This window comes from Polaribacter sp. (genome assembly GCF_051251875.1).
Taxonomy (GTDB): Bacteria; Bacteroidota; Bacteroidia; order Flavobacteriales; family Flavobacteriaceae; genus Polaribacter.
This window is the reverse complement of sequence record NZ_JBPOGL010000067.1, coordinates 1-2,728: the sequence shown is the minus strand read 5'-3', so window position 1 is coordinate 2,728 and position 2,728 is coordinate 1. Positions and strand designations below refer to the sequence as shown.

Sequence of the window (2,728 nt, the reverse complement as noted above, 5' to 3'; positions counted from 1 at the left end):
GCCTGTCGAAGACCTTTTTACTTGCACTTCGACAAGCTCAGTGTGACATTTAGCGTTTGAATTGCCTTCAGGTTTTAACTTGGTAATATTTGAGTTTTAAATTTACTTTTTTTTTATCCTCATTCCAAAGAATATTTTACCTAACGGATGTCAGGCTGAGCCTGTCGAAGACCATGTTGCTTGTACTTCGACAAGCTCAGTGTGACATTTAGCGTTTGAATTGTGTTTAAGTTTTACCTTGGTAATATTTTAGTTTTAAATTTACTTTTTTTATCCTCATTCCAAAGAACATTTTACCTAACGGATGTCAGTCTGAGCTTGTCGAAGACTATTTTAGTTGCACTTCGAAAAACTCAGTGTGACATTAGGCGTTTGAATTGTGTTTAGTTTTTATTTTGGTAATATTTGAGTTTTAAATTTACTTTTTTTTATCCTCATTCCAAAGAACATTTTACCAGACGAATATCTGTTTGAGCTTGTCGAAGACCATTTTGCTTGCACTTCGACAAGCTCAGTGTGACATTTAGAGTTTGAATTTGGTTTAGGATTTAATTTGGTAATATTTTAGTTTTAAAATTACTTTTTTTTGATGCTCATTCCAAAAAACAATTTACCAAACGGATGTCAGTCTGAGCTTGTCGAAGACCATTTTGCTTGCACTTCGACAGGCTCAGTGTGACATTTGGCTTTTGAATTGCGTTTAGGATTTACCTTGGTAATGTTTTAGTTTTAAAATTACTTTTTTTTTATCCTCATTCCAAAGAACAATTTACCAAACGGATGTCAGTCTGAGCTTGTCGAAGACCATTTTGCTTGCACTTCGACAAGCTCAGTGTGACATTTAGAGTTTGAATTGCGTTTAGGTTTTAACTTGGTGATATTTTACATTTAAACTTATTTTGATATTTATTTCAAAAAACATTTTACTTAACGATTGTCAGTCTGAGCTTGTCGAAGACCATTTTGCTTGCACTTCAACAAGCTCAGTGTGACATTAGGCGTTTGAATTGCATTTAGGTTTTATTTTGGTAATATTTTAGTTTTAAAATTACTTTTTTTTGATGCTCACTCCTAAGAACATTTTACCAAACGATTGTCAGTCTGAGCTTGTCGAAGACCATTTTGTTAGCACTTCGACAAGCTCAGTGTGACATTAGGCGTTTAAATTGCGTTTAGGATTTACCTTGGTAACATTTTACATTTAAACTTATTTTGATCTTTATTCCAAAGAACATTTTACCTAACGGATGTCAGTCTGAGCTTGTCGAAGACTATTTTGTTCGCACTTCGACAGGCTCAGTATGACATTAGGCGTTTGAATTGCATTTAGGTTTTACCTTGGTAATATTTTAGTTTTAAATTTACTTTTTTTTGATGCTCACTCCAACGAACAATTTACCAAACGATTGTCAGTCTGAGCTTGTCGAAGACCATTTTGTTTGCACTTCGACAAGCTCAGTGTGACATTAGGCGTTTAAATTGCGTTTAGGATTTACCTTGGTAACATTTTACATTTAAACTTATTTTGATCTTTATTCCAAAGAACATTTTACCTAACGGATGTCAGTCTGAGCTTGTCGAAGACTATTTTGTTCGCACTTCGACAGGCTCAGTGTGACATTTAGCGTTTGAATTGTGATTAGGTTTTATTTTGGTAATATTTTAGTTTTAAAATTACTTTTTTTTGATGCTCATTCCAAAAAACAATTTACCAAACGAATGTCTGTCTGAGCTTGTCGAAGACTAATAGCTCAACTACATTCTAGATTCTTTATTTTGTGAGTAATTTTTAGAAAACGTTACCAAATCGCTCCAATTCTCTTCAATTAAAGCTTGTTTTTTTCTATGAGACCAACCTTTAATTTTCTTTTCATATTGAATTGCATCTCTAGAATCTGAACATTCTAAATACCATTTCAATACAATAGGTCGCCTAGAGAAAGTATAGGAATCTTTACTTTTTCCGGATTTATGTTCAAGTAATCTTCTTTCTAAATCGTTGGTCATTCCTGTGTAGAAAGAATTATCAGAGCATAATAAAATATAAACGTAATAAATTCTCATAATTATATTTTTAGAAAATGCACTTCGACAAGCTCAGTGTGACATTTAGCGCTTGAATTGTGATTAGGTTTTATTTTGGTAATGTTTTAGTTTTAAATTTACTTTTTTTTTGATATTTATTTCAAAAAACAATTTATCAAATGGATGTCAGTCTGAGCTTGTCGAAGACCTTTTTACTTGCACTTCGACAAGCTCAGTGTGACGTTTAGCGTTTGAATTGCGTTTAGGTTTTATTTTGGTAATATTTTACATTTAAACTTATTTTGATCTTTATTCCAAAGAACATTTTATCCAACGGATGTCAGTCTGAGCCTGTCGAAGACTATTTTGCTTGCACTTCAACAAGCTCAGTGTGACATTTAGAGTTTGAATTGCGTTTAGGTTTTAATTTGGTAATATTTTAGTTTTAAATTTACTTTTTTTTGATCCTCATTCCAAAGAACAATTTACCAAACGGATGTCAGTCTGAGCTTGTCGAAGACCATTTTGTTAGCACTTCGACAAGCTCAGTGTGACATTTAGCGTTTGAATTGTGATTAGGTTTTGTTTTGGTAATATTTTAGTTTTAAAATTACTTTTTTTTGATGCTCATTCCAAAGAACAATTTACCAAACGGATGTCAGTCTGAGCTTGTCGAAGACCATTTTGTTAGCACTTCGACAAG

1 protein-coding gene is annotated in these 2,728 nt (G+C 32.7%); it reads right to left on the bottom strand.

Going from position 1 to position 2,728, the window contains the following annotated elements; genetic code table 11:
• Nucleotides 1–1,755 precede the first annotated feature (1,755 nt).
• Nucleotides 1,756–2,064 (bottom strand): GIY-YIG nuclease family protein, encoded by a 309-nt coding sequence (locus ACSHW5_RS16600; protein ID WP_435677262.1) that lies wholly within the window; start codon nucleotides 2,062–2,064, stop codon nucleotides 1,756–1,758.
• Between the last annotated feature and the right edge of the window lie 664 nt (nucleotides 2,065–2,728).

Coding starts and splice junctions, on each gene's coding strand:
- ACSHW5_RS16600 (WP_435677262.1), bottom strand. CDS start 2,064: ATGAGAATTTATTACGTTTATATTTTATTATGCTCTGATAATTCTTTC.